Here is a 22,006-nt window from a genome sequence, read left to right as displayed (position 1 = left end):
GAATCTCAACCGCTATGAATTGCCCTACTTCGGGTGTGCGAGTGTGAAACTTCGCCCTTCCCGTTGGGCTGTAATAGATAGGAGTGTTGCACACGTGCGAATTGTAATCGGTATGTCCGGAGCCAGCGGCGCGCTGATCGGGATCAGGCTCCTGGAGGCGCTGGCGGAGCATCCGGACTGTGAGACCCACCTGGTGCTCACCAAGGGTGCAGAGCGCACCATCCTCGATGAGACCGACTACAGCGTCGATCAGGTGACCAGCCTGGCCAAGGTTGTGCACGACATCCAGGACATCGGCGCGAGCATCGCGAGCGGCAGCTTCAGGACCGCGGGCATGGTGGTGGCGCCGTGCAGCATGAAGACGCTGGCGGGCATCACCAGCGGCTACTCGGACAACCTGCTGCTGCGGGCCGCCGACGTGATGCTGAAGGAGCGGCGGCCGCTCATCCTGGTGACGCGCGAGACGCCCCTCAGCGGCATCCACCTGGAGAACATGCTGAAGGCGCACGCCAACGGGTGTACGATCCTGCCGCCCGTCCCGGCGTTCTACAACCGCCCGCAGACCATCGAGGACGTGCTGGACCACCTGACCGGCCGCATTCTCGGCATGTTCGGGCTTCCCTACAACAACTACCGGCCGTGGCACGGGGGATGACCCGGGACACGGGCGCGGAGGGCTGACCGCCTGCTGCGGTCAGCCCCTTTTTCACGATGCGGGTCTTCCCTCCTTCTTGGGTCTGCCGGGCCACCCCATAGGTGTGCTCTTGACACCAGGACCTGGGAGACGTATCATACATTTAGACAGCTATCTAATCGTCTTTGCAAGGGAGGGCGCCGCATGGAACGTCGCACAGACGATCAGGTGCGTAACCCCTGCCTCTCTTCCGATTCCGACGAGGCCCGGCTCGAGGCGCTGCGGGAACGCGTGCTGGAGGTGGCCGGCCTGTCGGAGCTGTTCCGCGTGCTCGCCGACGAAACCCGCACGAAGATCCTCTACCTGCTCGCCGCGGAGGAGCTCTGCGTTCACGACCTGGCGCAGATTCTCGACCTCACGCTTCCCACCATCTCCCACCATCTGCGTCTCATGCGGCTGATGCGGCTCGTGAAGAGCCGGCGGGAGGGCAAGCACGTTTACTACTCCCTCTCCGACGACCACGTGCTGCAGTTGATCCAGACCGCGCAGGAACACTACCAGGAGGAGTAATCGCCATGGCCGACAAGATCAGCTGCAGCCTGCAGGGGCTGGACTGCGCGAACTGCGCCGCGAAGATCGAGGATGCGCTCCGCCGGCAGGGGATGCCCGATGCCGTGGTGAGTTTCGCCACGGGGCAGCTCGTCGTGCCGGCCGACCAGCTCGACCGGGCCAGGGATGTGATCCGGCAGGTGGATCCCAATGTCACCGTGCTGCCGCCGGCCGCGCCCGCCCCCCGGGAAGAGGCCGCCGAGGATGACGGCGCCCCCAGCTGGCGCCGCGTCGCCGAGATGGCCGTGGCGGCGGCGCTGCTGGTCGCCGGGGCCGTGTACCACGACGCGCTCCACGACCGGCCCTGGGCCGAGTACGCGGTATTCGTGTCGGCCTATCTTCTGGTCGGGCGGGGGGTGCTGCTCGCCGCCCTGCGCAACCTGGGCCGCGGCCAGCTGTTCGACGAAAACTTCCTCATGACCGTCGCCACGCTGGGTGCGTTCGCCATCCATGAGCTGCCCGAGGCCGTGGCGGTCATGCTCTTCTACGCGGTGGGCGAGTACTTTCAGGACAGGGCCGTCGCCGGCTCCCGCCGTTCCATCCGGGCCCTGCTAGCCGTGCGCCCTGACCACGCGAACGTGCGGCGGGGCGGTGAGCTGGTCCGGGTGGCCCCCGAGAGCGTCGGCGTCGGGGAGGAGATCGTCGTGCGCCCCGGCGAGCGCATTCCGCTGGACGGCGAGGTCATCGAGGGCTTCACCTACGTAGACACCTCTGCGCTGACGGGCGAGTCGGCGCCGCGGGCCGCCGGTGTGGGCGACACCGTGCTGGCCGGCACGGTGAACACCCGCGGCCTGATCACCGTCCGGGTGACCCGGCCCTTCGGCGATTCCTCCATCGCCCGGGTGCTGCAGCTCGTCGAGGAGGCGGCTGCGCGCAAGGCGCCGACAGAGCGGGCCATCACCGCGTTCGCCCGCTGGTATACCCCGGCGGTGGTCGGGCTCGCGGCGCTCGTCGCTCTGGCCCCGCCCCTGCTCCTGCCCGGAGCCGCCTTCGCCGACTGGCTGCACCGCGCCCTGGTGCTGCTGGTGATCTCCTGCCCGTGCGCACTGGTCGTGTCGGTTCCGCTCAGCTACTTCGGCGGGATCGGGGCGGCCTCCCGGGCCGGCGTGCTGGTGAAGGGCGGCAACTATCTGGATGCCCTGGCGAAGGTGGACACGGTGGTGTGGGACAAGACCGGCACCCTCACGGAAGGGCAGTTCAGGGTGGTCTCCGTGACCGCCGCGGAGGGGCTCGAGGCCACCGACGTGCTGCAGCTGGCCGCCCACGCCGAGCTGCACTCCTCCCACCCCATCGCCGCCGCGATCCTGGAGGCGTACGGCCACCCGGTGGACCAAGGCATCCTCACCGAGTACGCGGAAATCGCCGGCCACGGCGTGCGCGCCCGGATCGACGGCCGGCGGGTCCTGGCCGGCAGCGAGCGGCTGCTGGCGCAGGAGGGCATCGCGGCGCCGGCGGGGGATGAGGCCGCCGCCACCGTGGTCCACGTCGCGGTGGACGGGATGTGGGCCGGCCGCATCGCCGTCGCCGACCGGGCGAAGGCCACGGCGGCCGAGGCTGTGGCGCTGCTCCGCGGCCTGGGGGTGAGGCGGCAGGTCATGCTGTCCGGCGACGACCGCCGCGTTGCGGAGGCCGTGGGCCGGAGCCTGGGCCTGGACGAGGTGCGGGCCAACCTGCTGCCCGAGGACAAGGTGGCCGCGGTCGAGGAGATCGGCGGAGCCCACCAGGCTGGCGACCGCCGGAGTGGCCCCCGGCGCGGCGCCCTCGCCTTCGTCGGCGACGGCATCAACGACGCGCCGGTGCTCTCCCGGGCCGATGTGGGCGTGGCCATGGGCGGCCTGGGCGCGGATGCGGCCATCGAGGCCGCGGACGTGGTCATCATGGACGACGACCCCGCCAAGCTGGCCGTGGGCGTCGCCCTGGGGCGGCGCACCCGGCAGATCGTGAGCCAGAATATCGCCTTTGCGCTGGGCGTGAAGGTGCTGGTGATGCTCCTGGGCACGCTGGGCATGGCCAACATGTGGGCCGCCGTCTTCGCGGACGTCGGCGTGGCGCTGCTGGCGATCCTTAACGCCACCCGGGTGCTGAGAGCCCGCCCGACGCCGCGCGGCGCAGCGTAAACGACCCGGTCATGCCGACGGCGCCTGCGTCCCCCTGTGCGGGGACGCAGGCGCCTTCTCACGTCAGGCCGACCGTCGCAGCCGGCCGTTCGACCACTTCGCGGTAGAGCGCCTCGTACTGCGGTACGATCCGTTCCGCGCAGAAGTGCGCCCTGACCCGCTCCACCGCGGACTTGCTGAGCCGCCGGTGCAGCTCCTCATCCTGCAGGACCTGCAGAGCCCGCCGGGCCATGCACTCGACGTCGCCCACCTGGCAGAGGAAGCCCGTCTCCCCGTCCACCACCACTTCGGGCAGGCCGCCGGTGCGGCTGACCACCACGGGCACGCCGCAGGCCATCGCTTCCAGCGCCGCCAGGCCGAACGACTCCTGCTCGCTGGGCAGAAGGAACAGGTCGGCCCCCGAAAGCAGCGGCACCACCTGCTCCTGGTTGCCCAGGACGGCGATGCGGTCCCGCACCCCCAGCCGCTCCGCGAGGCTCAGCGTGGGCGCCATCTCGGGGCCGTCGCCCACCAGGATCAGCCGGCTGGGAATCTCGCGTGCCACCCGGGCGAAGACCTCCACCACATCCCACGGCCGCTTCACCCGCCGGAAGTTCGACATGTGCATCAGCACCCGCTCCCCCTCCGGGGCCAGCCGCCGGCAGAGCCCGGCCGGCTCCTGCCGCCGCCAGCGGCTGCAGTCCAGGAAGTTGGGGATCACCCGCACGGCCCTGTCGATGGAGAGCAGGCTCACCGTGTCGGTCCGCAGCGACTCCGAGACGGCGGTCACCGCGTCCGACCGGTTGATGGAGAAGGCGATGATTTCGGTGAACGACGGGTCGGTTCCCATCAGGGTGATATCCGTGCCGTGCAGCGTCGTCACCACCCGGGGCGCCCCGGGGCCGATGATCTCCCGCGCCAGGTAAGCGGCCGTCGCGTGGGGCACGGCGTAGTGGGCGTGGATGACGTCGAGGCCCGCCATACGGTGCACCGCCACCAGCTTGTTCGCCAGGGCCAGCACGTAGGGGGGCTCGCGGAACAGCGGGTATGTCGGCGTCTCCACCTGATGGAACCAGATGCGCTCCTCAAACTGGCTCAGCCGGAAGGGCACGGCGGAGGAGATCAGGTGGACCTCGTGCCCGCGCCGGGCCAGCTGCACGGCCAGCTCCGTGCCCACGATGCCGCTGCCGCCGACGCTGGGGTAGCAGACGATGCCGATACGCATGCCACAAGCCTCCGATCGGTACTGGAGTGAGGGGCTGCAGGGTTTGACACCCGAACCGCTGAATTATGTAGACGTCCGTCTCCGCGGATTTCGTCCGGGAGGTCATGCGCATGAATCTTGAACAACTTCTCGATCAACTCCGGAGCAATCCTGCCATCGGGCCGAACATCGTGCACTGGCAGACGGTGCCGCCTGCCCCTGCCCGCTACGCGGACTGGCCGGCGGCCCTGGACGCGCGCCTGGCTGCGGTCCTGAAGGAGCGCGGGATCCACCAGCTCTACACCCACCAGGCCGAGGCCATCGACGCCGCGCTGACCGGCCAGAACACGGTGGTGGTCACCCCCACCGCCTCCGGCAAGTCCATGTGCTACAACCTGCCCGTCCTGCACACCATCCTGCGGGAGCCGGCGGCCAGGGCGCTCTACCTCTTCCCCACCAAGGCCCTGGCCCAGGACCAGGTGGCCGAGGTGAAGTCGCTGGCAGGGCGGCTCGGGGCGGAGATCAAGTCCTACGTTTACGACGGCGACACACCGCCGCAGGTGCGGCAGGTGTGCCGGCAGGCGGGCCACATCGTCATCACCAACCCCGACATGCTGCACACGGGCGTGCTGCCCCACCACACCAAATGGGTGAAGCTCTTCGAGAACCTGCGGTACGTCGTCATCGACGAGCTGCACCAGTACCGCGGGGTCTTCGGCTCCCACCTGGCCAACGTGCTGCGCCGGCTGCGCCGCATCTGTGACTTCTACGGCAGCCGTCCGGTGTTCCTCTGCTCCTCCGCCACCATCGCCAACCCGCAGGAGCTGGCCGAGCGGCTCATCGAACAGCCGGTCCGGCTGATCGACCGGAACGGCGCGCCGCGGGGCGAGAAGCACTTCGTCTTCGTCAACCCGCCGGTGGTCACCCGCGACGGGCTCCGTGAGCCGGTGGTGAAGACCTCGGCCCGGGTGGCGGGCGAACTCCTGAAGAACGATATCCAGACCATCGTCTTCGCCCGGAGCCGCAACAACGTGGAGGTGCTCACCACCTACCTGAAGGAGCGGGTGGGCCCGGGACGGTCCGGCCGGGTGATGGGTTACCGGGGCGGCTACCGGCCGCTGGAGCGGCGGCAGATCGAGGCCGGCCTGCGGGAGGGGAAGATCCTCGGCGTCGTCTCCACGAATGCCCTGGAACTGGGCATCGACATCGGCCAGCTGGAGGCCTGCGTGATGACCGGCTACCCCGGCTCCATCGCGTCGGCCTGGCAGCAGGCCGGGCGGGCCGGACGGCGCTCCTCCACCTCCCTCACGGTGCTGGTGGGCTCGTCCTCGCCCCTGGACCAGTACATTCTGGAGCACCCGGAGTACTTCTTCGAGCGTGCCCCAGAACAGGCGCTGATCAACCCCGACAACCTGCTGATCCTGGTCAGCCACCTGAAGTGCGCCGCCTTCGAGCTGCCCTTCGTGGAGGGCGAGCGGTTCGGCGTGGAGACCACCGCCGAGATCCTGGACTACCTGGAGGAGGAGCGCATCCTCCGCAAGGTCGGCGGCAAGTACCACTGGTCGGCGGAGAACTTCCCGGCCGAGAGCATCAGCCTGCGCAGCGTGGATGCGGAGAACGTGGTCATCATCGACCAGTCGGAGCCGGGCAGGACCCGGGTGCTGGGGGAGATCGACCAGCTCGGCGCGATGACGATGGTCCACACCAACGCGATCTACCTGCACCAGGCGGAACAGTACCACGTGGACAGGCTGGACTGGGATGAGAAGAAGGCCTACGTGCACCGGGTGGACGTGGAGTACTACACCGACGCCAACCTGGCGGTGACCATCAAGCCGCTGGACGTGCTGAAGGAAAAGGAAGAGCTGGGGCTGCGCGTCCGCTTCGGCGAGGTGATGACCACCGCCAAGGCGACGATCTTCAAGAAGATCAGGCTCCACACCCACGAGAACCTGGGCTGGGGCCCCATCCACCTGCCCGAGTACCAGATGCACACCGCGGCCTACTGGCTCTCGCTGCCGGATGCGATGTGCGAGGGCTTCTCCCAGGACGAGCTGCAGTCTGCCCTGGCCGGCCTGGGCCACCTGCTGCGGGGGCTGGCGCCGCTCTTCCTGATGTGCGATCCGGCCGACCTGCGGTCGGTCGTGCAGGTGCGCTCGCCCTTCGAGGAGGCGCCGACCATCTACCTCTACGATGCCTACCCGGCGGGAATCGGCCTGGGGGAGAAGTGCTACGACCTGCACAGCGACCTGCTGGCCACCGCCTACGAGCGGGTGCGCGCCTGCGGCTGCGAGGCGGGCTGCCCCGCCTGCGTCGGCCCGGCGGCGGAAACCGGCAACCTGACCGGCGCCAAGCCGGGGGTCGTCCGCATCCTGGAGCGGGCTCTGGCGCACCGGGATCTCCAGTAGGCTTCGCCGTGTATGGACGGCACAACATTCATGGCAGGACCGCAGCATGGGACGCAGGAGGCGAATGCACATGACGGTTGAACGGATTACCATCGAGTACTGCGTGGTCTGACGCTTTGAACAGCGGGCCGCCGGTCTGGCGGCGCAGCTCCGGGATGCGTTTCCGAATGCCGCCGTCGAACTCATCCCCTCATCGGGGGGCGTGTTCGAGGTGGTAGCGGACGGCAGGCTGGTGTTCTCCAAGAAGGCCCTGCGCCGGTTCCCCGAAGAGGGTGAGGTGGCACGGCTCATCCGGTCACGGAAACTCGGGAGTGCAGTAGAGCTCACTGTTCCGTCTCCGGACGGACAATAACCTGAGGATGATTCATTTAGGGAGGGTCCATCATGAGGATCGAAAGGGTGACCATCGAGTACTGCACGTCGTGAGGCTATGACAAGCGGGCCGCCGGTCTGGCGGAGGAGCTTCGGGCAGAGTTTGCGGACGCCACCGTCGAGCTCATCCCCTCTTCGGGCGGGGTGTTCGAGGTGGTGGCCGACGGCAGGCTGGTGTTCTCGAAGAAGAACTTGGGCCGGTTCCCCGAAAAGGGTGAGGTGCAGCAGTTGATCCGGTCGCAATAACACAGGGGGAATGCGGAGTGAACCTGCGCGAGCGGCTGCGGCTGTTGAAGGCGGCCGGGGCCGCCCGGGCCGGAGAGGAACGGGCGGCTTCACGGCCCGCGCCCGCGGTGCAGCCGCAGCCTTCCGGGCCGCTGCGACCCGCTGCGTGGCCGCTGCCACCGACTTCAGGGCTGCAGCCGCCGCCGTCAGACGCGCGGCCGGCGTCGCTCTGCGAGGGGCTGGAGGGCCACCTGGTGGCCACGGAGGCCGGGTTCACCTTCCGCCTGGAGCGCCGGTACTCCCTCGATTTCCTCCGGGGGCCGCTGCCGCTGGGGTGGCCGCTCGGACTCCCCGCCGGGGTCTGGCCCCTGGTGGGGCGCGTCTCGCCGGCTTTCGCTCCGCGCCGTGCGGTCTTCATCGACACCGAGACCACCGGCCTGGCCGGCGGCACCGGCACCTACGCCTTCCTGGTGGGTCTGGGCTTCTACCAGGGCGACGAGTTCGTGGTGCGGCAGTACTTCCTCAGGGACTTCCCCGAGGAGGACGCCATGCTGAGCGCCATCGCGGCCGACCTCGCCCCCCACACGTGCCTCGTCTCCTTCAACGGCAAGTCCTTCGACCTGCCGCTGCTGGAGACCCGGTTCCGGCTGGCCCGCCGCCGGCCGCCGCTGAGCGGCGCCCCGCACCTGGACCTGCTCCATCCAGCCCGGCGCCTGTGGAGCGCCCGTCTGGAGGGGTGCAGCCTGCAGGAGCTGGAGCGGGCCATCCTCGGCGTCGTGCGGGAGGGCGACGTGCCCGGCTACCGCATTCCGGCCCTCTACTTCGACTACCTGCACTCGGGCGACGCCTCGCCCCTGGTCGCGGTGGTGGAGCACAACCGACTCGACATTTTGTCGCTGGCAGCCCTGGCCGGCTGGATGGGCCAGATGGTGGCCGACCCGCTGGGGCCCACGCCCGACGGCGAGCTGCTCTGCGGCGACGATCTCTACCATCTCGGCCGGCTCTTCGAGGCGCGCGGGCGGCTGGCCGAGGCGCTCACCTGCTACGAGGGCGCCCACGAGCGGGGCATCAGCACGGTCACCGAGACGGCGCTGCTCCGCCGCCTCTCGTTTGCCTACAAGCGGGCCCGGGCGCACCCGCAGGCCATCGCCATCTGGGAGCAGATGGTCGCGGAGGGCGGCCTGTCGCTCTTCCCCTACATCGAACTGGCGAAGTATCACGAGCACGTCACCCGCCGGTACGACCTGGCGGAGAGCCTCACCGTCAGGGCGCTGGCGGTGGTCGAGCGGCGGCGCTCGCTCGGCGGCGCCCGCGCGGTGCGGGAGTACCAGGAAGTGCAGCACCGGCTGCAGCGGCTTCGCCGGAAGCGGGGCAGCCAGTCCTCATAAGGCAGAACCCCCCGGACATACTCTTGTCCGGGGGGTTGTACCATGCTGTTCATCGACCGGGTCTGGCTGGTGCGCCGAGGCGCCGCCGTGGCGACGCTCTGCCTGGCGCTCTTCACGATCTCTTTCCTGCGAAGCCCCGCGTTCCAACCGGCGTCGGCCACCGCCTGGCAGGCCGACCGCCCGCTCACCCGGGCCGATTCGCCGGACGACCGGGTGGCGCTCACCTTCGATGTCACCTGGCAGAAGGAGGAACTGACGAAGATCCTGGATGTGCTCGACCGCGCCGGGGTAAAGGCCACCTTCTTCGTGGGCGGCACCTTCCTGCAGCTTTACCCCGACATGGTGAAAGAAATCAGCCGCAGGGGGCATGAGGTGGGCACCCTGGGGCAGCAGATCCGGGACCTGTCGGGCCTGCCGGAGACCGAGATCGTCTCGAACCTGCTGGGCAGCCAATCTGCGCTGGCCAAGATCCTGGGCGGGCCGGTGCGCTACTTCCGGCCGCCCAACGGCAAGGCCGCGCCCGAAGTGCTGCGGGCCGCGCACCAGGCCCGGCTGGTCACGGTCACCTACGCCCTGGACAGCCAGGATCACCTCGGCCTGACGGCCGATCAGATCGTGCGCCGGGTGGTGCGGAAGGCCCAGCGGGGAGACATCATCCGGCTGACGGCCTCCGACTTTGCGACCGAGACCGCGGAGGCGCTGCCGCGCATTCTGGAGGGGCTCCGGCGCCGGGGCTTCAAGGTGGTGCGGGTATCCGACCTGGTGCCGGTGGATGACACACAGCCTTAGCCCACGCTCAACCTCAGTCCCGGTCATCGATCGGGGGCAGGAACTCCTCCTCCACCCCGATCGTGCGGCCCTCCACGTCGATGAAGTCGCCCGAGGTGCGGGACGGCTCCCGCCGGTTTACGCTGCCGCCGAACCGGATGGTGCGTCCGAAGGCGTGCTCTTCCACGTGGATGCGGTCCCGGAACCAGGGCAGGCGCGCCAGCACCGGCGCGGCGAAGAACGCCACCGCTCCCAGCCCCAGGACGGCGAGCAGGGCCGCCAGCAGAAACCCGACTACCGGCAGCACCACGGTGACGAGCACGAAGATGACGACGGCCGCGCCGGCGACGGCCAGCAGATTGCGCATCCCCATCCCCCTTCCACGCGGGGCCACATCGGGGAGACGGGCTCCCCGCCCCGCAATTTCACCGTACACAAGACCGCGCCCTTCCGCAAGGGGCGCGGTCCGTGCCGTTCTTCGGTCAGAAACCGCACGTGCCCGGCTGGTACGGACAGGTGGGATCCTGCGCCATGGGAAAGCCGTAGACCTCGTAGGCCCGCGCCCGGCAGCCGCCGCACACCGCCCGGTACTCGCACTCCCCGCACTTGCCGCCCAGCAGATCGCGGTCCCGCAGTTGCTTCAGCAGGGGGGCTGATTCCCAGATCGCCGGAAAGCTGCGCTGCAGGACGTTTCCGACCGACAGGGGCAGGTTCCGGCAGGGCTGGATGTGACCGTCATGGGTGATGAAACAGCTGGACATGCCGGCCGAACAGCCCTCGCCCGGTCCGGTGAACGTCAGCTTCCGGTGCCGCTCCACAGCGGCAGCGCCGCCCTGCTGGCGCAGGACACGCTGGTACTGCGGGGCACAGGTGGCCTGCACCTCCGTCGTCGTCCGCTCGAAGCTCGCGTACAGCCAGCCCAGAAGGGACTCCATCTCCTCCGGCGTCAGCTGTTCCTGGCTCTCCAGGTGCATGCCGCAGCCCGTCGGGAACAGCGCGCACAGGTGTGCCCCCGCGGCGCCCTGCTCTTCCGCCAGCCGAACCATGGCGGGAACCTGCTGCTTGTCGTGCACGCCCACCGTGAACTTGAGGTGATACGGCACGCCGGCGGCCTTCAGGTTCGCGATTCCCCGCCACGCGTCCTTCCAGGCGCCCTCAGTGCCCCGGAAGCCATCGTGCGTCTCCTCCGTCGCGCCGTCCAAGGCCACGGCCACGGCGGCCACGCCGGCCTCCTTGATGCGCCCTGCCACCTCTGGCGTGACCAGGGTGGCGTTGGTCTCGAGCACCACGAGCGCCCCGCGCTGCCGGGCGTGTTCGGCGATGGTGAAGAAATCCGGCCGCTTCAGGGGCTCCCCGCCCGTAAAGACAAACGTCGGCCGGCAGACGTGGATGATGTCATCGATGACCTGGAGGATCTGCGCGGTGGAGAGATCCTTCCCCGTGAGGAAAGGAAAGGTCACGGTCCTGCAGTGCCGGCATGCCAGGTTGCATTCCTGGGTCAGCTCCCAGACGATGCGGCGCGGCATGGCCCCAGACTGCTTCTTCTCCTCTACCGCCAACGGCGCTGTGCGGATGTAGGGCCCCTCGCTCCCGGGTCCAGTCATGCGGCCATCCCCCCAAACTGCCTATACAAACATTTTAATGTATGTACTGAAGCGCCGAACCCGCCAACTGTACCGACTTGGCATGGGACGAAGGGGCTATTGACGTGTGACCCGCGTCACGGCGGCGCCCGATCCATCCCCGTTAAGATGGGGCCAGTAAGGGGGCGTGTGCGATGACGTTTCACCTAGATCAGAAGGTCGGCGATATCGTCGCCGAGTGTCCGCCTGCGAGCAACCTGTTCCAGCGTTACGGCATCGACTTCTGCTGCGGGGGCAACCGCCCGCTGCGGGCGGCCCTGGAGCAGAAGGGCATCACCGCCGATCAGTTTCTGGCTGAGCTGGAGGCCGCTTACGCCACCGCGCAGAAGCAGGCAGACCCCAGCGCCGTGGACTGGCGGAAGGCCCCGTACGGCGAGCTCATCGACCAGATCGTCGGCGTGCACCACCAGTACCTGAGGACCGAACTGCCGGTGATCAGCGCGTACGTCACGAAGATCTTCCATGTGCACGGCCCGCACCACCCGGAACTGGCCCGGCTGTACCAGCAGTTTCACCAGCTGAAGATGGAGCTGGACATGCACATCCAGGACGAGGAGGCCCGGGTGTTCCCCCGGGTGCGGGCGTATGAGAAGACCGGGTCGCGTGCGGAGCTGGATGAGGCCCTCGCGTGCCTCGATGAGCTGGAGCAGGAGCACCAGGGGGCCGGCGACCTGCTGGCCGCCATGCGGGAGACCACCCGCAACTACACGCTGCCAGCCGATGCCTGCGGGACGTACGCGATGACCTTCCAGAAGCTGCAGGAGCTGGAGGCCAACATGTTCCAGCACGTGCACCTGGAGAACAACGTCCTCTTCCCCCGCCTGCGGGCGGAACCGTAGGGGATCTGTGTTGGGGATGCTTCGAAAAGGCGGTCCCGCCGGCGTGGCGGGACCGCCTTTCTTCGCCGCGCCCGGGCGCGGCACGGCCCCCCGGGGTCAGCTCTGACCCGGTGCTGGTTCAGCAGTGAAGTTCTCAGGGTTTGCGAGTGGCTGCAGCCCTTGCGCCACAGGGATTCTGCGGGAAACCCGCGTAAGGAGCGGGTTTCGGGCAGTCTCAACACGTGCGCGTTACGACGGTCCCCCGCCAGCCTGGAACACGCCGGGGGCCCGGGTCCCTCCTCCGGAGGATCAGCCAGGGCGCCGGAGCTGGTTGAACCCTGAAGTTCCCACGGTTTGAGAGCAGCTCCAGCCCTTGCGCCACGGGGGTTCTACGGGAAACCCGCGTAGGCAGCGGGTTTCGGGGAGTCTCAATACGTGTGCACTACGACGGCACGCGGCGTTCCAGAGCGCGCTGGGTGCCTGGACGCCCCCAGCAGGGAAGCCACCGAGAGCATGCGGAGATCCACCCCGCAGCCTCGATGGCCTGGAGCCTGTATGTCTTCCTGTCAACACCCCTCAGGGCTCACCCATTCACACTCTGGCCCCCGCCCAGATAGGCCGCCTTCACGGCAGGGTGGTTCTGCAGCTCCTGCGCAGGGCCATCCAGCACCACCCTGCCCGTCTCCAGCACGTACGCCCGGTGGGCGATGGAGAGCGCCATGGCGGCGTTCTGCTCCACCAGGAGAATCGTCGTGCCAGACCGGTTCAGCTCCACGATGATCTCGAAGATCTCCTGCACCAGCCGGGGCGAGAGGCCCATGGAGGGCTCGTCCAGGAGCAGCAGTTTCGGCCTCAGCATAAGCGCCCGGCCCAGGGCGAGCATCTGCTGCTCGCCGCCGGAGAGGGTGGATGCGGACTGACGCCGCCGCTCCCGCAGCCGGGGGAACCGCTCGAACACGGCGTTCAGGTCCTCGTGGAACCGCTTCGGATCAGCGATGTACGCCCCCAGTTCCAGGTTCTCCTGTACCGTCATCTCCGTGAAGATCTTCCGGCCTTCGGGCACGTGGCCCACGCCCATCGCCACGATCTTGTGCGCAGGCGTCCGGGTGATGTCCTGCCCCTGGAACACGATCTTCCCCGCCCGGGGCCGCACCAGCCCCGATATCGCCCGCAAGGTGGTGGATTTGCCGGCGCCGTTGGCCCCGATCAGGGTGACGATCTCCCCCTCCGCCACCGAAAGCGAGATCCCATGCAGGGCCTGAATGTTCCCGTAGGCAACCCGCAGGTCCTGTACCTGGAGCATCACACCACCCCCTTGCCCAGGTAGGCTTCCAGCACGCGGGGATTCCGCTGAATCTCGCCCGGCGTGCCCTTCGCGATGACCTCGCCGAAGTCCAGCACCACCAGCCGCTCGCACAGGTTCATCACGAGCCCCATCTGGTGCTCGATCAGCAGCACGGTCAGCCCGAAGTCCCCTGCGATGCCGCGGATCAGCTCCACCAGCTCATCCACCTCCGCGGGGTTCATGCCCGCGGCGGGCTCGTCCAGGAGCAGCACCTTGGGATGCGTGGCCAGCGCCCGGGCGATCTCCAGACGGCGCTGGTCGCCGTAGGGAAGAGATCCGGCCTTGTCGTGCGCCCGGTCGGCCAGGTTCATGCGCTCCAGCAGCGCGAGCGCCTCGTCCCGCATCTCCCGCTCCCGCCGCCCGAACCGGGCCGTGCGGAGCAGGGCGTCCACGAGGCCGTACCCGCAGCGGGGGTGCATGGCGGCCAGCACGTTGTGCAGCACCGACATCTCCCGGAAGAGCCGGATGTTCTGGAAGGTGCGGGCGATGCCCAGCTGGGTGATGCGGTAGGGCTTCAGCCCGTTCAGCACACGCCCCTCCAGCAGCACCTCCCCCTCGGTGGGCGGAAACACGCCGGTGATCACGTTGAACACCGTGGTCTTGCCGGCGCCGTTCGGGCCGATCAGGCCCACCACCTCACCCTGCTCCAGGGCCAGATCCAGCCCGCTCAGGGCCCGCAGGCCGCCGAAGTGGCGGGAGACGTTACGACACTCAAGCAGTGCCATGGTCCGCACCTCCCCGCGCCGCCCTACGCCTGAGCAGCATGTCCAGGCTCAGCTCCTTGCCGCCCATGAGCCCCTGAGGGCGGGCGATCATCACCGCGATCAGGATGAGGGCGTAGACGACCCACCGCCAGTCCAGGAACTGCTGGCCCAGCACATCGCGCAGCCCCTCCAGCAGAAAGACCCAGCCGATCGCCGTGACTACGGTGCCCGTCAGCGAACCCAACCCGCCCAGCACCACCACCAGCAGCACGTCGAAGGACTTCAGAAAGTCGAAGCTGCTGGGGTGCAGGAAGCTGTACAGGTGGGCGTAGAGGCCGCCGGCCAGGCCGGCCATGGCGCAGCCCATCACGAAGGCCAGCGTCTTGAACTGGGTGGTGTCGATCCCCATGATGTCTGCGGCCACCTCGTCCTCCCGCACGGCGATGCAGCTGCGGCCGTGGCTGGAATTGACCAGGTTGCGCGCGATCAGAATGGTAAGCACGGCCAGCCAGAAGACCCAGTGGAACGTGGTGAGCCGCGGAATGCCCGCCATCCCCCGGGCCCCGCCCAGCACGGGCGACAGCTTGTCGGCGTTGTCGAGCATCACCTTGACGATGATGCCGAAGCCCAGCGTCGCGATGCCCAGGTAGTCCGAGCGCAGGCGCAGGATCGGCAGGCCGATGATGAGGGCGACGATTCCGGCCACCGCAGCGCCCGCCAGCAGGGCCAGCGCAAAGGTGAGCGGTGTGCCCCCCTGCGTCCGGGTGATGAAGGCCGCGACGTAGGCGCCGAGGCCGTAGAACGCGGCGTGGCCCAGGGAGAACTGGCCGGCGAAGCCGTAGATGAGGCTCAGCCCCACCGCCTGGATCGTGGTGATCAGGGCGAGATCCATGATCTGTCCCCAGTAGATGCCGATGACTCCCGCCTGCCGCAGCAGGGCCAGCACGAGGTAGAGGAGCGCCACCGCCGCGGCCGGGAGCAGCATCTCTTTCCGCACAGGCAGCACCTCCTATACCTTTTCCGGTGCGGTCTTGCCCAGCAGGCCGGTGGGCCGGAAGAGCAGGACCAGGATCAGCAGCGCGAAGGCGATGGCATCCCGGAAGTCGGTGGTGAGGTAGGCCGCGGTGAGCACCTCGACCTGACCCATCACCAGCGCCCCCAGCAGCGCGCCGGGAATGGAGCCGATGCCGCCGAGGACGGCGGCGGTGAACGCCTTCAGACCCGGCATGATGCCCATGAACGGGTGGATCTGCGGGTAGGCCATGGCGAAGAGGGCGCCGGCCGCCGCCGCGAGGGCAGACCCCAGCGCGAAGGTGAAGCCGATGATCCGGTCGACGTCAATGCCCATCAGCCGGGCGGCGTCCATGTCCTGTGAAACCGCCCGCATGGCCTTGCCCACCTTGGTGCGGTAGACCACCAGCTGCAGGAAGACCACCAGCACCAGCACGGTGACCAGCACCAGCACCTGAACGTTGTTGATGCTGACGCCGAAGATCTCCCAGCGCCGCTCAGGCAGCACCCGGGGCACATTCCGGTAATCGGAGCCGAAGACGAAATCGAGACTGGTGAAGTATTCAATGAACAGGGAGACGCCGATGGCGGTGATGAGCGCTGCGATGCGCGGGGCGCCCTTGATCCGCAGCGGCCGGTAGGCCAGCCGCTCGATGCCCATGCCCAGCACCGCGCAGGCGAGCATGGCCACGAGGATGGCCAAGGGCCAGGGCAGCCCCCAGGACGTGAACCCGAAGACCGCCACGAACGCGCCGATCATGAAGACGTCCCCGTGCGCAAAGTTGATCAGCTTGATGATGCCGTAAACCATCGTGTAGCCGACGGCGATGAGGGCGTAGACAAAGCCCAGTTGCAGCCCGTTCAGCGTTTGTTCCAACAGGTGTTCCATCTGCTCGCCCCCTTCCAGGAAAACAGGTCCAGGGCCAGCCTGCAGAGACTGGCCCTGGCCCGACGTAGGCTAGTCCACGTTGGTGATGTACTTGTAGGTCCCGTCGGCCTGAACCTGCAGCAGCACGGCAGACTTGATCGGATTGCCCCACTCGTCGAAGGTGAGCTGGCCGCCCACGGCGGGGAAGTCGTGGGTGGATTGCAGCGCGGCCCGAATCGCCTCGCCGTCGGTGCTGCCGGCACGTTCGATGGCGCCCATCAGCAGCTTGGCCGCGTCGTAGCCCAGCGCGGCGAAGGAATCGGGCCTCTCACCATAGCGTTCCTGGAACTTGGTGGCGAAATTCTGCACGGCCTCACGCTCGTCCTGATCGGAGTAGTGTGCGGTGAAGTAGCCGCCGGCCAGGGTCTCGAAATCGAGGTCGGGCGAGTCCCAGCCGTCGCCGCCGAGCATCGGCACGTCGATGCCCTTGTCCTTCGCCGCCTTGGCGATCAGCGAAACGCGGCCGTAGTAGTCCGGGAGGTAGAGCACATCGGGCTTCAGCGCGGAGACGTTGGTCATGATGGCCGAGAAGTCCGTGTCGTCACCGCCGTAGGACTGCCAGGCGATCACCTCGCCGCCGTTGGCCTCGAAGGTCGCCCGGAAGGCCTCGGCCAGCCCGATGGTGTAGTCGTTGCCCTTGTCGTAGAGCACCGCGGCCCGCTTGGCGCCCAGCTCCTCGCTGGCAAAGTTCGCGGCCGCCTGCCCCTGGAACGGGTCGATAAAGCAGGCACGGAACACAAAGGGCTTCCGGGCGCCGTCGTCGTTCACCGTCACCTTGGGCGCTGTGGCGGTGGCCGTGATCATCGGGACCTTGTAGGTCTCGGTCATCGCGCTCACTGCGATGGCCGGGCCGGACGTCACCGGGCCGATGATGGCCGCCACGCCGTCCTGCGTCATCATCTTCGTGGCCAGGTTCACCGCCTCGGTGGAGTCGCTGCGGTCGTCGCCGGCGATGAGCTCGACGGTCTTGTCGCCGATCTTGTAGCCCATCTCCTCCAGCGCGAGCTCCACACCCCGCTTCGTCGACTCGCCGTAGGTCTTGTTCTCACCGGAGAGCGGCCCGATCCACCCGATCTTGATCGTGTCCGCACCGCCCCCGGAGCCCCCGGCAGGGGCACCACCACCGCAAGCCGCAAGCGCAAACAGAGAGACCGCCAGGAAACCCGTCAGGATCCTTTTCACGTGTGCTGCCCCTCCCTCAATCCTGCAGGGTTGGCGATTGTTAATATTCTACGTCTTTCGCCACCCTGACGTTTAGGTATTGAGGAACCCATATTCTCCGACCAAAGGCGAATTCCTTTCGACTGGCCAAAAATATGTGGAACTGAAGCATTTTCCTCCGTCCGGAGGAGCCCAGAAGAAGTACCCGCGCGCCGAAAGGCCGGCGCAGGGGCCCGTGACTACGCCGGAATGTGCGGCCAGGCGGTGCAAGGGCGCCCGACAGGCCGCGCACTGGCGCGAAAAGGCGGTACGCCCTCGCACGTGCGAGGCGTACCGCCCGGATGCAAACGGCTACTGGCCGGTCTGCACACCCGCCGGCTCGACCAGTTCGGCGACCATCGGGGGCAACTCGAACGCGGCCCGGTGAATGGCCGGCGTGTACCAGCGGGTGGGCCAGGACGGCTTGCCGATGCCCTCCCGCAGCGGGCTGTGCTTCTTGGAGCCCAGCATGAAGCAGTGCAGGCCGCTGGGATACGTGGGAACCACCGTCAGATAGGGCATGGTGATGGGGAAGATCGTGGAGACCACGCCGTACACATCGCGGATGAGATCCTGATGGAAGAACGGCGACAGCACCTGGGCCACGAACAGCCCCTCCGCCTTCAGCGCCCGGTAAACGTTTTCATAGAACGCCCTGTTGAACAGCCCCGTCGCGGGCCCGACGGGGTCGGACGAATCGACGATGATGACGTCGTACTCGTCGGTGTGGTCCGCGACCCACTTCAGGCCGTCGCCCACCACCAGGTTGACCTTGGGGTGATCCATGCCGCAGGCGGTCTCGGGCAGGTACTTCTTGCAGGCTTCGATGACCGCCCGGTCGATCTCCACCATGTCCACCTTCGTCACCGACTCGTGCCGGCAGACCTCCCGCGCCGTGCCGCCGTCGCCACCGCCGATGATCAGGACGCGCTCCGGATTCGGGTGGGTGAACAGCGGAACGTGCGCGATCATCTCGTGGTAGATATGTTCATCGCCCACGGTGGTCTGCACCGCATCGTCCAGCACCAGGGCGCGGCCGAAGTCCTCCATTTCGACCAGGCGAAGCAGCTGGTAAGGCGTCTGCTCCACATGGAGCACGTCCTTCACCCGCCACCGGGTCTGATAACTGGGGGTCTGTTCCTCGATCAGCCAATCTCCACGCTTCATTCCCATCCTCCTCGTGTGCCACCAACCCGCGGGGTCGGTTCCCGATTCACGTGTTGTGCTTCCATGCACCGATATATTCTACCCAAACAAATCGTGTCTGTCACGTTTCCTGCAACCTCACGCCATCGGTAGGGTTGGCGCCACGGGCACGGGCCGCTTCCGCCTATCCCTTGCGAATATGGCTCACCAGGTGCTTGATCTCGGGCAGGATCAGCCGCTCCGTCGCCAGTCGCACCGCGGCCTTCGATCCGGGCACGCAGAAGAGCATTGTGCGGCCCATGGCGCCCGCGGCGGCCCGCGACATCAGCGCCGCCGAGCCGATCTCCTCAAAGGAGAGTATGCGGAACAGCTCGCCGAAGCCCTCCACCTCCTTGGAGAAGAGGGGGCGGCAGGCCTCGATGGTGACGTCGCGCGGGGTCATGCCCGTTCCGCCGTTGACGACGATGAAGTCCACGCGCTCCGCGAAGTTCAGCACGGTGCGCCGGATGGCCGCCATCTCATCCTTGACGATGGCGTACGCCTCCACACTGTGGCCGGCGCCCGTCAGCAGCTCGCGCAGCAGCCGGCCCGACTCGTCGGTCTCCTCGGTGCGCGTGTCGCTCACCGTTATGATTCCCGCGGATAGCTGCCGGATCTCCCTGGCCGCCTCTTCCTTGTGGTCGTGCACACCCACTGCCTGTCAGCTCCTTCACGCCGACGGGGCTTTCCCCGTGCGACTTCTTTTGCTAAAGTGATAATATCAACCTCTTAATCTGCCCACCAAGCTACGGGAGGTATGCGCCGATGGCATCGCTCGTCCGCAAGGTCCTGGACGCAGCACGGCTTACCGGATCCAGCCCCAGGGGCCTCTACTGGGCCTTCCGCCACCCGAACCCGGATGCCCCGCCCCAGACGTACCGCCTGTGCCGCCGCTCCGGCAACGGCTGGGTTCTCCTGCTGGCCGCCAGCAGGGAGACCGGCGAGGTCCTCGCCTTCTACGTCGAAACGCCGGAAGACCGGAAGGCCGTGGAGGAAGCGCTGCGCTGGCTGGGAATCCGGGGCGAGGTGCTGCCCGGCGAGCCGGCCGTGCTGCGGCTGGCCACCGGGGCGCAGATTCCCTCCACGCTCGTCGGCGGAGAGAAGCCCAAGAAGCGCGGCGCCTGAGACACAGGGCTCAGGCCTGCGCTGTCGGCAGGGCCTCTTCTTCCGCCCAGCGGCGCACCAGGTGGAGCCCCACCTCGACGGCCTTTTCCATCCACTGCGCCGACGCCCACTCCGTGCGGCTGTGGTAGTTCACGCCGCCGGTGAACAGGTTCGGGCACGGCAGGCCCATCTCGGTCAGCACGGCGCCGTCCGTCCCGCCGCGAATGGGCTTCTGCACCGGCTCCAGGCCGGCGTCCCGCACGGCCTGCAGGGCCAGTTCCAGCACACGGGGGTCCCTGGCGACCCCCGTCTTCATGTTCCGGTAGCCGCCGGTCTGCTTCAGGGCGGTACGGGCCCCGGGGTACCGCTGCTCCAGCCCGGCCAGCAGCCCTTCCACGATGGCCTGCTTCTGCTCCAGCCCCTCATCGGTGAAGTCGCGCAGCAGGATCTTCACGGTGACCTCTTCCACGGAACCGCTGATGTTGTTTACGTGGATGAACCCCTCGTACCCCTGGGTGGTCTCGGGGCGCATCGTCGGCGGAATGGCCATGCAGAACTCCGCGGCCAGGCTGACGGCGTTGATCATCTGCCCCTTTGCCTTGCCGGTATGCGCATTCCGCCCGGTGATCGTGATCTCCAGGTTCCGGGCGTTGAAGTTCTCGCTCTCCACCTCGCCCAGCGCGCTGCCGTCGAAGGTGTACGCGGCAGCGGCGTTGAAGGCGGCCACGTCGAAGCGCCGTATGCCCTTTCCGGTCTCCTCATCGGGCGTGAAGCCGATGCGGATGGGCCCGTGCGGGATGTCCGGCTGCCGGAGCAGGCGGCTCACGATCTCCATGATGATCGCCACCCCGGCCTTGTCGTCCGCGCCCAGGAGCGTAGACCCGTCCGAGGTGATGATGTCGTGGCCGATGCAGCGCCGCAGGTCGGGGTGCTCCTCCGGCTGGATCACCGGCCCGGCGGGCAGGCGGATCTCGCCGCCGTCGTAGTTGCGGTGCACCAGCGGCTTCACGCCGCGGCCCGGGGTGCCGGGGTAGGTGTCGAAGTGGGCCAGCAGCCCGATGGCCGGGGCGCCGGGCCTGTTCCCGGGCAGCGTGGCCGTGACGATGGCGTGCTCGTCGACCTTCACGTCGCTCAGGCCCAGGGCCCGCAGTTCAGCTTCCAGGAGCCGGGCCATGTCCCACTGCTCCGGGGTGCTGGGCACCCCCTCGCCCTCGCCCGAGGGCGAGTCGACCTGCACGTACCTGAGGAACTTGGCGACGACACCTTCGGTGAGCAGTTGACCCTGATCGGGGCGGTCCATGTTGGGAACCTCCTTCATTCGGTTCGTATGGTTCATGATTCGCCCTCGCTGCCATTCCATCCCTGCCCGCGCGGCCATCCGTCAAACGGGAGAGGGTGCGACCGGGCTATGCCGGCTGCTCCAACACCTTCTTCAGGGCCTTCAGCACACGGTTGGGAAGCACCCGGGTGATGAGGTTCGTGCCCTCGCGCACCAATTCCAGCACATCGCCCTCGCCCGGCCACGCCTCCTGCACCACGTGGTGCGGCACGATCTTCGCGATCTGCTCCACCGCCAGCAGCGCGAGCCCCAGGTCGTCGATCTCGCCGATGAGCGGGATGGGATCGGGAATCAGGTCGATGGGCGACACGAAGTAGGCCACCGTGGCCCCGGCGATGATCTTGGCCGAGGCCGGCACCCGCGGGTCCCGCGTCAGCCGCACCAGCATCACGAAGAAGTCGGGCACCGCCAGCAGCCAGGGGATGAGGGGCTGCGCCCATTGGGGGGCCCTGGCGGCGGCGTACCGCCGCACCTGCTCACGCAGCTTCTGGTAGAAGCCCTGGTGCTCGGGGATCGTCTGCTCCTCGCTGCTGGGAACCGGCACCAGGGCGCCGGGCTGCACGGCCCCCAGGCCCGAGGTGTCGATGGGAAACAGCATCACGTCGGCCAAGTCCACCACGATGCCGTCCCGGTCCACGTGCACCCCCTTCAGCCGGAAGCTGACCGGCACGTGCTCCAGCGCCTCACCCAGGTCCAGCCGGTAGATGCCGTCCCGGTACTCCCCGGGCAGGGCCTCGAAGGCCTTCTGCAGGGCCTTCTCCTTGACGAAGGCGGGCAGTAGGCCCATGTTGGTCCACGTGACGCCCAATTTCACCAGGCTTCCGGCGGCGGCCAGCACGCTGAAACGCAGGTCGATGGGCACCGCCATGCGCACGGCGTCCACCGGCACCCGCAGCCGCACCACGACGGCGCCGCTCTCCAGTTCCACCCGCAGATCGTGAACGGCCCCGGCGGCGAATCCGGCCAGGGCTTCCTCCAGATCGGTCACGCTCAGGGTCAGGGTCACCCCAGTCGCCCGCAGCACG

The 22,006-nt window shown here is 68.1% G+C and carries 20 protein-coding genes and 2 pseudogenes; 10 read left to right on the top strand and 12 right to left on the bottom strand.

All coding sequences use genetic code 11. The features are described 5' to 3' along the window. The first annotated feature begins 94 nt into the window (after nt 1-94). The 3 genes from ACZ45O_RS04570 (at nt 95) to ACZ45O_RS04560 (ending at nt 3,360) form a co-directional block, all read left to right on the top strand. On the top strand, nt 95-655 hold the full coding sequence (locus tag ACZ45O_RS04570) for a UbiX family flavin prenyltransferase (protein ID WP_464855996.1): 561 nt from the start codon (nt 95-97) through the stop codon (nt 653-655). Nucleotides 656-838: 183 nt separating this feature from the next. After that, complete coding sequence (locus ACZ45O_RS04565; RefSeq protein WP_464855994.1) at nt 839-1,204, top strand: ArsR/SmtB family transcription factor; 366 nt, start codon at nt 839-841, stop codon at nt 1,202-1,204. A 5-nt stretch (nt 1,205-1,209) separates the two neighbouring features. Continuing rightward, nucleotides 1,210-3,360 (top strand): heavy metal translocating P-type ATPase, encoded by a 2,151-nt coding sequence (locus ACZ45O_RS04560; RefSeq protein ID WP_464855992.1) that lies wholly within the window; start codon nt 1,210-1,212, stop codon nt 3,358-3,360. 58 nt (nt 3,361-3,418) lie between these two features. Here ACZ45O_RS04560 and bshA read toward each other — a convergent pair whose 3' ends face one another. Next, nucleotides 3,419-4,564 carry an N-acetyl-alpha-D-glucosaminyl L-malate synthase BshA gene (gene bshA, locus ACZ45O_RS04555; protein WP_464855990.1) on the bottom strand — a complete coding sequence of 382 codons (1,146 nt, stop codon included), beginning with the start codon at nt 4,562-4,564 and terminating at the stop codon, nt 3,419-3,421. A 110-nt stretch (nt 4,565-4,674) separates the two neighbouring features. Between bshA and ACZ45O_RS04550 the strand changes: the two genes are divergently transcribed. The 5 genes and pseudogenes from ACZ45O_RS04550 (at nt 4,675) to ACZ45O_RS04530 (ending at nt 9,725) form a co-directional block, all read left to right on the top strand. Beyond that, nucleotides 4,675-6,951 carry a DEAD/DEAH box helicase gene (locus ACZ45O_RS04550; RefSeq protein ID WP_464855988.1) on the top strand — a complete coding sequence of 759 codons (2,277 nt, stop codon included), beginning with the start codon at nt 4,675-4,677 and terminating at the stop codon, nt 6,949-6,951. A gap of 124 nt (nt 6,952-7,075) precedes the next feature. Beyond that, nucleotides 7,076-7,303, top strand: a pseudogene (locus tag ACZ45O_RS04545) (SelT/SelW/SelH family protein); the annotation flags it as partial. Nucleotides 7,304-7,389: 86 nt separating this feature from the next. Continuing rightward, nucleotides 7,390-7,569: pseudogene (locus tag ACZ45O_RS04540) on the top strand (SelT/SelW/SelH family protein); the annotation flags it as partial. Nucleotides 7,570-7,586: 17 nt separating this feature from the next. After that, nucleotides 7,587-8,936 (top strand): ribonuclease H-like domain-containing protein, encoded by a 1,350-nt coding sequence (locus ACZ45O_RS04535; protein ID WP_464855986.1) that lies wholly within the window; start codon nt 7,587-7,589, stop codon nt 8,934-8,936. Between the two features lie 42 nt (nt 8,937-8,978). Beyond that, nucleotides 8,979-9,725 carry a polysaccharide deacetylase family protein gene (locus ACZ45O_RS04530; protein ID WP_464855984.1) on the top strand — a complete coding sequence of 249 codons (747 nt, stop codon included), beginning with the start codon at nt 8,979-8,981 and terminating at the stop codon, nt 9,723-9,725. Between the two features lie 13 nt (nt 9,726-9,738). Here ACZ45O_RS04530 and ACZ45O_RS04525 read toward each other — a convergent pair whose 3' ends face one another. Both ACZ45O_RS04525 and ACZ45O_RS04520 read right to left on the bottom strand, forming a co-directional pair. After that, nucleotides 9,739-10,071, bottom strand: a complete 333-nt coding sequence (locus ACZ45O_RS04525) for a hypothetical protein (protein ID WP_464855982.1) — start codon at nt 10,069-10,071, stop codon at nt 9,739-9,741. Nucleotides 10,072-10,186: 115 nt separating this feature from the next. Next, complete coding sequence (locus ACZ45O_RS04520; protein WP_464855980.1) at nt 10,187-11,308, bottom strand: radical SAM protein; 1,122 nt, start codon at nt 11,306-11,308, stop codon at nt 10,187-10,189. 173 nt (nt 11,309-11,481) lie between these two features. Between ACZ45O_RS04520 and ric the strand changes: the two genes are divergently transcribed. Further along, a complete protein-coding gene (ric, locus tag ACZ45O_RS04515; protein ID WP_464855978.1) occupies nt 11,482-12,186 on the top strand; it encodes an iron-sulfur cluster repair di-iron protein in 705 nt (234 codons plus the stop codon). 562 nt (nt 12,187-12,748) lie between these two features. Here the strand turns inward: ric and ACZ45O_RS04510 are convergent. The 7 genes from ACZ45O_RS04510 to ACZ45O_RS04480 form a co-directional block, all read right to left on the bottom strand. Continuing rightward, the gene (locus tag ACZ45O_RS04510; RefSeq protein WP_464855976.1) at nt 12,749-13,468 is read right to left on the bottom strand and encodes an ABC transporter ATP-binding protein; all 720 of its coding nucleotides are present in this window, start codon (nt 13,466-13,468) and stop codon (nt 12,749-12,751) included. After that, a complete protein-coding gene (locus tag ACZ45O_RS04505) occupies nt 13,468-14,235 on the bottom strand; it encodes an ABC transporter ATP-binding protein (protein WP_464855974.1) in 768 nt (255 codons plus the stop codon). The genes ACZ45O_RS04510 and ACZ45O_RS04505 overlap by 1 nt, the downstream gene beginning before the upstream one ends. Further along, a complete protein-coding gene (locus ACZ45O_RS04500; protein WP_464855972.1) occupies nt 14,222-15,211 on the bottom strand; it encodes a branched-chain amino acid ABC transporter permease in 990 nt (329 codons plus the stop codon). The genes ACZ45O_RS04505 and ACZ45O_RS04500 overlap by 14 nt, the downstream gene beginning before the upstream one ends. A gap of 12 nt (nt 15,212-15,223) precedes the next feature. Beyond that, nucleotides 15,224-16,114: a branched-chain amino acid ABC transporter permease gene (locus ACZ45O_RS04495; protein WP_464855970.1), complete on the bottom strand. Its 891-nt coding sequence runs from the start codon at nt 16,112-16,114 to the stop codon at nt 15,224-15,226. 69 nt (nt 16,115-16,183) lie between these two features. After that, nucleotides 16,184-17,335 carry an ABC transporter substrate-binding protein gene (locus ACZ45O_RS04490; protein ID WP_464855968.1) on the bottom strand — a complete coding sequence of 384 codons (1,152 nt, stop codon included), beginning with the start codon at nt 17,333-17,335 and terminating at the stop codon, nt 16,184-16,186. Between the two features lie 330 nt (nt 17,336-17,665). Then, complete coding sequence (speE, locus tag ACZ45O_RS04485; protein ID WP_464855966.1) at nt 17,666-18,520, bottom strand: polyamine aminopropyltransferase; 855 nt, start codon at nt 18,518-18,520, stop codon at nt 17,666-17,668. A gap of 163 nt (nt 18,521-18,683) precedes the next feature. Further along, nucleotides 18,684-19,193, bottom strand: a complete 510-nt coding sequence (locus ACZ45O_RS04480; RefSeq protein ID WP_464855964.1) for a MogA/MoaB family molybdenum cofactor biosynthesis protein — start codon at nt 19,191-19,193, stop codon at nt 18,684-18,686. Between the two features lie 110 nt (nt 19,194-19,303). Here ACZ45O_RS04480 and ACZ45O_RS04475 point away from each other — a divergent pair, with 110 nt between their 5' ends. Further along, entirely contained in the window at nt 19,304-19,663 is a 360-nt protein-coding gene (locus ACZ45O_RS04475; RefSeq protein WP_464855962.1) for a hypothetical protein, read from the top strand. A 10-nt stretch (nt 19,664-19,673) separates the two neighbouring features. Here ACZ45O_RS04475 and pepT read toward each other — a convergent pair whose 3' ends face one another. Both pepT and ACZ45O_RS04465 read right to left on the bottom strand, forming a co-directional pair. Next, nucleotides 19,674-20,942 (bottom strand): peptidase T, encoded by a 1,269-nt coding sequence (gene pepT, locus ACZ45O_RS04470; protein WP_464855960.1) that lies wholly within the window; start codon nt 20,940-20,942, stop codon nt 19,674-19,676. A 106-nt stretch (nt 20,943-21,048) separates the two neighbouring features. Beyond that, the gene (locus tag ACZ45O_RS04465; protein WP_464855958.1) at nt 21,049-22,005 is read right to left on the bottom strand and encodes a YkvA family protein; all 957 of its coding nucleotides are present in this window, start codon (nt 22,003-22,005) and stop codon (nt 21,049-21,051) included. Between the last annotated feature and the right edge of the window lies 1 nt (nt 22,006).

The organism is Symbiobacterium turbinis (assembly GCF_055383075.1).
This window is presented reverse-complemented; position numbering and strand designations above follow the sequence as displayed.